The sequence below is a fragment of the Herbiconiux daphne genome (assembly GCF_024979295.1).
Taxonomy (GTDB): Bacteria; Actinomycetota; Actinomycetes; order Actinomycetales; family Microbacteriaceae; genus Herbiconiux; species Herbiconiux daphnes.
Genome location: NZ_JANLCJ010000221.1, coordinates 1 through 902 on the forward strand (window position 1 = coordinate 1; position 902 = coordinate 902).

2 protein-coding genes are annotated in these 902 nt (G+C 43.2%); both read right to left on the bottom strand.

The window, feature by feature from the left end; all coding sequences use genetic code 11:
• Positions 1-520, bottom strand: a 520-nt coding sequence (locus tag N1032_RS24235) for a DUF5309 domain-containing protein (RefSeq protein WP_259543040.1), incomplete at its 3' end; no start/stop codon positions are given.
• 79 nt (positions 521-599) lie between these two features.
• Positions 600-902: DUF5309 domain-containing protein (locus N1032_RS24240; protein ID WP_259543041.1), on the bottom strand; the 303-nt coding region annotated here is incomplete at its 5' end.

The window sequence follows — 902 nt, forward strand, 5'->3', positions numbered from 1 at the left end:
AAACATTCAGACCAGCAATCAAAGTAAGGAACACATCCATACGTGGACCGAAGTGAGATGGACTTGGTTGAGCACCTGTGTTAGGGTTTACATTAGAACCAGTAGCACCAGCACTTGGGGTTTGTGTTTTACTCAGGTGGATTGCCTCAAGGTCACGTTTGATTTCACGACCTGCTTTTTCCATTTGATACTGAAGTTCTTTACCACGTCCATAGTTTGCAAGAGAGTTTGCAGTGTCAGACACTTTAACCACTTTGCGGAGGATTTGAGTGTTTGATTTATGAAGTGTTGTACCACCAGTGAATGGAGAGTCACCAACATCAGAACCTTCGATTACAGCATTACTAGCATCAGTACCAGCTAAACGGTCAGTTTGCCATTGGAACAATTTGTTCGTGATAGCTTCTTTACCGATAGAAGAGGTGAATGGTGTATCTTCGGGGGAGAGGTTGGAAACCCAGTTAGCAAACGACTCTTTAATACCTTTCAAGTCGTAAGAAACAAGATTAATTTGAGCCATTAATAGTCTCCTTGGAATTCAGATAAAAATAAAGGGAGAGATTTAACTCCCTCCCTTTCAGGTCTCTATGGACTAGCTATTAGGCCAGTTTCAGGATACCAGATGCAAATGGGTTGCGGTGACGCAGACCAACTTCCATCTCAATCATCCATTTTTCATTAGAACCCTGTTTCGCCAGTTTGGTACGCTGTGGAGCGCGGAGAACCATCTGAGTCCAGTCAGCTGGACTGAAGACATAGATAGCTTTTTCTGGCATGAAGCGGTTAGGAATCAGTTTATATTCCTGTCCCAGAGGGTCAACCAGAGTAGATACATAAGTATTTACTTTGGTATCACTAGCACCATCAAACATACGCTGACGACCACCTGCATTAGCACTAAG